Origin of the sequence: Okeania sp. SIO2F4 (assembly GCF_010672385.1) — a bacterium.
Taxonomy (GTDB): domain Bacteria; phylum Cyanobacteriota; class Cyanobacteriia; order Cyanobacteriales; family Microcoleaceae; genus Trichodesmium.
Map to the genome: position 1 here is coordinate 1 of NZ_JAAHGT010000518.1, position 6,728 is coordinate 6,728.

Annotated in this window: 5 protein-coding genes and 1 pseudogene; 3 read left to right on the forward strand and 3 right to left on the reverse strand. The window is 33.0% G+C overall.

The genetic code is table 11. From position 1 onward, the window contains the following. Together F6K22_RS26345 and F6K22_RS26350 are read right to left on the reverse strand one after the other, a co-directional pair. Positions 1–1,283 (reverse strand): AAA-like domain-containing protein (locus F6K22_RS26345; RefSeq protein ID WP_293104870.1); only part of this gene is annotated, 1,283 nt, incomplete at its 3' end. Between the two features lie 194 nt (positions 1,284–1,477). Beyond that, positions 1,478–2,989, reverse strand: a pseudogene (locus tag F6K22_RS26350) (AAA-like domain-containing protein). 326 nt (positions 2,990–3,315) lie between these two features. Here F6K22_RS26350 and F6K22_RS26355 point away from each other — a divergent pair. Beyond that, entirely contained in the window at positions 3,316–3,603 is a 288-nt protein-coding gene (locus F6K22_RS26355; RefSeq protein WP_293104873.1) for a hypothetical protein, read from the forward strand. 238 nt (positions 3,604–3,841) lie between these two features. Here F6K22_RS26355 and F6K22_RS26360 read toward each other — a convergent pair whose 3' ends face one another. Then, a complete protein-coding gene (locus F6K22_RS26360) occupies positions 3,842–5,152 on the reverse strand; it encodes a D-alanyl-D-alanine carboxypeptidase (protein ID WP_293104876.1) in 1,311 nt (436 codons plus the stop codon). A 284-nt stretch (positions 5,153–5,436) separates the two neighbouring features. Between F6K22_RS26360 and F6K22_RS26365 the strand changes: the two genes are divergently transcribed. Together F6K22_RS26365 and F6K22_RS26370 are read left to right on the forward strand one after the other, a co-directional pair. Beyond that, the gene (locus F6K22_RS26365) at positions 5,437–6,084 is read left to right on the forward strand and encodes a transposase (protein ID WP_293104878.1); all 648 of its coding nucleotides are present in this window, start codon (positions 5,437–5,439) and stop codon (positions 6,082–6,084) included. Between the two features lie 13 nt (positions 6,085–6,097). Next, positions 6,098–6,712: an IS200/IS605 family accessory protein TnpB-related protein gene (locus F6K22_RS26370; protein ID WP_293104881.1), complete on the forward strand. Its 615-nt coding sequence runs from the start codon at positions 6,098–6,100 to the stop codon at positions 6,710–6,712. The last annotated feature ends 16 nt before the right edge of the window (positions 6,713–6,728 follow it).

Below are 6,728 nucleotides of genomic sequence, written 5' to 3' on the forward strand. Positions count from 1 at the left end.
TCTCCTATATCTTGTTCTTGCTGTTTTCTGCTTTTATCAATAAAATCGTAATGTTCTCCTGGAAAAGTATCGTATTTTTGGTCGATAGCTTTTTTTAACTCATAACCGTACAACAACCAAGAATCTCTGTATTCTCTTATTGTTGCTGAAGCTTCCCAAGCAGCTTTTTTTTCTTTATATTCAATGGGTATTATATTGTTTAGCTCCTCTTCTATCCAGTCCTGATTAAATATCCTCTTATAGATTTCATTAAATACTTCTAAACGCCCATCTTTTTTCACAACCAATCCTGACAATCTCAATTTTTGGTAAACATAATCTTCTTTTGACTTAATCTTTCCTTCTTTTAATATCCTTTGATATAGATTTAATAAAAGATGTACTTGCTCATCTTCTATAAGACTTTTTCTAATAGTTCTTAAGTGTATAGGGTCGTCTTTTTCTTCACTCAATCCATTTTCAATTATTTTTTTTTCTACTAAACTTTTAAGTTTGTCTTTGTCTTTTTCTTCTACAGAAAAATTAAAACCAGATGTTGCTACTAACTGACATACTTTTTGTGTTAAAAAAGGCTGTCCGCCAGTCCAACCAATAATCCATTTCATTACTAGCTCTGGTTTAGCAGTAACATTTTTTAATCCTGCTACCAAATTAGAACATTCATTAATTTTAAAACCTTCTAATTCAATGCGTTCACACTTAATATTAAAAGGACTCTTAGCATTATTTTTAATTAAATCAAATGGTGTAGCAACTCCTAGTAAACAAAAAGTAAGTCTCCTATATTCTTGTTTATCAGAATGAGCTTTGTATTCAGAATAGGCTCGAATCAAGCCAAAAAAGTTGTCTCTCCAAGGAAAATCAAAAAACACATCAATTTCATCAATAAAAACTATAATTTTTATGGTTTTATTAGATGACAAAACTTTTTGAAAAAATTCTGTTAAATCATTACATCCTATTTCTCTGTCTTGAGGGACAGCTATAAATTTTTCATCTATCTTCTCACCGATATTTTGTATAAGAGTGTTGTAAAAATTTGATTCATCCGTAGGTCTATTTTGAAGACTATAATCAATACATATAATATCCTTGTTTTCTTTGAATTTTTCTTTAATATTGACCATTAAGGAACTTTTTCCCATCTGCCTAGAGTTAAATACATAGGAAAACTGACCTTTTTTTAATGATTCAAGTAAATCGTCATCAGCTTTCCTAGATACATAAACTTCTTGCTTGTCAAAATCAATAGTTCCACCAACTTTATAAAAGTTTTCTGTCATTATTTATCTCCAATATAATGAATTAAGCTAGTGAAAAAATAGTACAACTAATTGTTTAGTAATCAAACTCTATAAAATATTTATTCTCCTCACAAATAGAGTTCGGGATAAGGACTTGTTAGAGTTCTATTCTTAGTTAATTTTCAAGAGTAAAAAATAGGAATAAACTCTCCACTGCATATTTTATCCTCTCTCTATTGTAAAACATCAGCAAAATAATCACGATATAAACGACAACGAGGTTTAACCTTGTTATTATCTTGGATAACTAAACCTGCGCTATATAAATGAAAGTTTGATATTGGCGAACCTAACCTAACATAATCTTGACTATTAACTATTCTTCTTAATTCATCTGTTAAATTAGCATCATTAACAATGTTGTAAAGTTGCATCAAATGATCTTTATAAATACCCTCATTTGTAGTCGCTTTTGCTAAAACATTATCTAAAGTTTTTCCTTCGACTGCAACATGATATAAAGCTAGCCTTACCAAGTATGGATGTCCTCATACCAAAGACATCAATTTTTCAACTTCTTCAACTCCCCAACCTAATTGATGCTTATCTGATAATTCCTTGATTTCTCGATCGCTAAAATCACCCAAATTCCAACCTTCTCCTAAATTAAATAAGGGAGATTCATTAATATTAAACCTTGGATATTCAGATGTTGAATAAGTTAAAATCAAGACTAAATTTCTCCATCTATCCTTATCTTCACTATTTTTCGCTTGGTTATCGTGCCAATTCCGCAACAAGCTGGCAAATTCAGAAAAATTTGAATATTCAAATATTTTATGGAAATTATCAAAACTCAAAAAAATAGGCTGGGAAACCTCAGACAATATGTATTTTTCGACAAATGATGTACAATCAGAAGCACTTTTTATTCCTTGCTTCCATTCTTTAAATATCTCTTCTGCATTTAACCCTAACTGTTGACAAAGTTCTCCACAAAACCACTCGTAAATTTCATATCTTTCCTTTTGGAAAATACTAAAATGTTCTGCTAAATCAATATCCACTACTCTTGCTTGATTATTCATAACTAATTTATTATTTAATAACCTATTCTTGAAAGAAGTTTTACCCATTAAATGAGGACCTTTAATCCGAATTAATATAGCTTCTTTACCCGCATTCTCAATCTTACTCAAACATTTTTCTAGAGAATTATTTGGCTCATCTCTATCTTGATAATAGAGAGAATAAATTGGAATAGAACCTTCTGGGTAGGGAATGCGACCTAATAATTCAAACCTTGCAGCAGCAGCAGCAGAAATCTTATCTTGTTTATATTCGACAAAATATTCCATTACTGTGCGTAAATCATATTCTGTATTTCTTGTACTTTCAACTCGAAATTTATCGCATATACCTCGTAAATGTTTACTAAGTAAAGATTTGCTTTGACTAAATGAAGATTCGCGGAATCTAACTAAATCTTTCACATTTGGTCTGAATTTTTTGAGTTTTTTTAGTTGATTATCACTTTCTTCCTCTCCAACCTCTAGTTGCTTAATTTCTCTATCTATCTGTTCGAGGCTATCATATTCATAGACATCCATATCGTACCAAACTGTTTCATCTTTTCTGATTTCCTCATTTGTTTTACCATCTAAAATTCTATTTAAAATTCTTTTTGGAATAGGAGTAAATTCTTCCTGTTCAATACGTTCAAACTGTCCTCTACTTAATGACATGGTTTACTTCCTCATATATATTGATGTAATGTATTAGCCTTCAGAGAGAATCTTCAAAAAATTCAATCTTAATACATCATAATCGATCATTTTAAGACAGATCGCCAGCCACTACAAGAAATTGAAAAAAATTTCAAAACCTAACCATAATTTTTGAGAAAACTAATTTTTTTTCATTCTTAAGCAATATTTGAGTAACAAAAAGTATGTTTAATTAAATCTACCAAAATATCTGTTTTCCCAGGGTTAAATTTTCTTCAATCAACCAAAATATCCCTTTGTAAAGACTATCATTAAACTGTGATAAACCCAAAAATTAGTTAATTATGAACCAACAAAATAGCCATACAACAAATAATAACACCATCTCCGAACGAGAAAGCAAAAGTTCATTTGTAGAACAAGAGTTGAATATGCAAAACAAATCAACTATGTGTACTTCAACAGAAATTAATCAGTTGATTTGTATGGGAGAAAAACTAATGTATATAATTAATCCTGATGCACTAAATATGGGAATTATTTTAATTAGTGCATCAATAGGAGCAACTATCTTTGTCCGTTTTACCGCACAACCTATAATAGATGGACTAATCAAAATATCTAAAAAGTAGGGGAGTGAATAAAATTAGTTGACAAAAAAATAAGGTTTCAAATATCCTCTTAAAAGGGGGGAAAAAAAGAAAATTCCGTACTTCAAATTTGAGCAAACTACAAAGTAGGGATGTTGTATACAACATCCTTACAAAGTTATCATTTTTTTATGTGGTTTATTGACCTGAAAACTGCCGTAACTTATGACTTCAGCTATATCATCTATTAACATTCTCTAACTCAAAACTTTCCTCAAAATTAATCCCCCGAAATAATATAATTTCTTCGACTATCTCCCAAACCCAAACGATCGCCATTTATCTTAGGAACAATACCTCTAGGTGACGTAACTACTCCCCACCTCTTAACTAATTCCTGTAAAAATTTATCCTGCTCCGCTCGTGTTTCTTCCCAATAAGGACTCCGGTTAACCATCGTAAACCAAACCAAACCCTCTTCCTGCGTTGGAAAAACCCCCGCTAAAGCAATCACATCATTCAAAGTACCAGTCTTCACCACCGCTCCCAGGGGAATATTCCGTGACTGATCCCTTAAAGTTCCCGTGTCATAACCAGATACCGGAAACAGATCCGCAATAACCCACTCAGAACTTTGCAGATACCTTTGAATAGCCACCAACATAGCAGTTACCGCTCTTGGGGAAATTTCATTTTCTACTCCCAACCCAGAACCATTTATTAACTGTATTTCTGCCTCCGACACCCCAGCACTCCAAGCAGCTTTTCGTTGCACAACCTTTGCTCCTCCCAAATTTTTCGCCAACCTCTCAGCTAAATTATTCTTACTCTCCACATTCATAGTTTTGAGAATATACACCAGCGGTAACGACTTGTGTCTAATAATCGGAATTTTCCCAGATACAGATTTTTGAGATATAACAGAACCAGCGATCGCTACTTTTGGCATCGGTGTTCCTGGTGGCATTCGGTTATAGATACTTCTGACATTTCTAGACCAAGTTGCTGAATTTATACCTTCTCGCAAGAACTGACCAGCTACTACAGGGTTATACTGATTATTTATCCAAAAATTACCTACTATAACCAAATTACCAGTCACCTGATTAATTCCCAATTTTTCCAGGGTATTACCCAGGGCGATCGCTTCTTCCCAGACAAAATAAGGGTCACTACCACCATTAATGACTAAATCTCCTCGCAAAATGCCATTGGTAATTGGACCTGTGGTACTAATCAAAGTTTCAAATTGATGTTGAGGTCCCCAAGTTTCCAGTGCAGCTAAAGATGTAGCGATTTTAGTTAAAGAAGCACCAGGAATGGGAATTGTACCTTCGTGACTATGAAGAGGTATTAGTTCTGACTGTATCCAGATACCCTGAGCATCAGCAGTTAGTAATCCTTTTGTTTTTAAACCTTCTAAATATTCATCTACTTTCAAAGTCAATGTTTCATCTGAATTTTCAGGGGAAATTAATTCGGGTAGACCTGCTTGCCATTTGAGGATAGCTATAGTGTTCTGCCCAATAGTTTCTATCCCTGCCATTTCTAACCACAGATGTATGACTCCGTAGCTGAATAATTCCCACATAAATCAATTAAATGTTTTGCAAATTTTTTAATCATAGCGAATTTGAATATAGCACTACACAATAATCTTTCAATTGTTCTATCAAAAATAGAAAACATATTCATTACTATTGCGCAATAGTTAAGACCAAAACTTGCCATAATCATCGTAAAAATTCGGTAAGTGGGAAAAGTGCAAGTTTTAACGGCTGGATGGAAACAACAAGGGCGGGTTTTAATCCGTAGTTACGTTGACAGTTTGAGATAATTTCGCTAATATAAACACTATACAGCGAAAACTATTTTATGTACTTAACCCAAAAGAACAAAATCAGAAATTTGTCTACCCAGGAGTTTAAAGCCTTAAGACAATTGTGCAGATTGTCCAAGAATTTGTACAATGTGGGGCTTTATTCTGTCAGACAGTTCTATTTCGCTGAAGGTGGGTATCTTAGATACGAGTCAAACTACCATTACTGCAAGGATAACGAAAATTATCAACTACTTCAAACCGATATTGCACAGCAAACTTTAAAAGTTGTAGATAGGTCTTTTAAGTCGTTTTTCAACTTAATCCAAAAAGCTCACGAAAGTCTATATCGTTGGGAACAAATACGAATACCTAGATACCTCAATAAAGAAGGTTATTTTCCTTTAATAATACCTCGAATTAAAGTAAAAAATGGGTATTTTAAGATCCCAATGTCTAGAAAATTCCAGACTGAATATGGTGCAGTGAAAATCCCATTTCCGGAAAGATTAGTAGGTAAAATCCTTAAGGAAGTTAGAATAATTCCTAGATATGATGCTAGGTTTTTTGAAGTTGAATTTATTACAGAAGAGGAACCACAGACAGTAGTAAAATCAAACAATGCAGTAGCAATAGATCTTGGTTTAAATAATAAGCGCCACTTGTGTATCAAATACTGGGTCATCGTTTATTTTAGACGGTAGAAAACTTAAATCAATCAACCAGTGGTACAACAAAGAAAATTCGAGATTGCAATCTATAAAAGATAGGCAGGGTATTAAGGGCTTAACTAAAAAACAAATTAGCATTACGGTAAATCGGAACAATAAAGTTAGAGATTACTTAAATAAAGCAGCTAGGTATTTAATCAACTGGTGTCGTAAAAATCAAATATCTACTATGGTTGTAGGTGTGAATCCAGGGATGAAAAAAGATATCAATTTAGGTAAAAAAAACAACCAAAAGTTTGTACAAATACCTCACAATAATTTGAGAGTTAAGCTAAAAGCTATGTGTGATAGGTATGGTTTGACCTATAAAGAACAGGAGGAGTCTTATACTTCTAAGGCTAGTTTTTTGGACAGCGATATAATACCTGTTTACAATGCTGATAACCCTACTCAATACAATTTTAGTGGCAAGCGAATAAGGCGTGGTTTGTACAAAACTAAGAAAGAAAAATTGATAAATGCTGACTGTAATGGGGCTGCAAATATTGGATTCAAAAGCAACCTGAATGGGTTTACCCCGGACAGACTAGAGGCATCTTTGGCTATGCCATTAAGGGTAAAATTTGACGTGGCTTTAGCCCGTAAAATTTGTGACCCTTAAGAATCCACGCGGATTT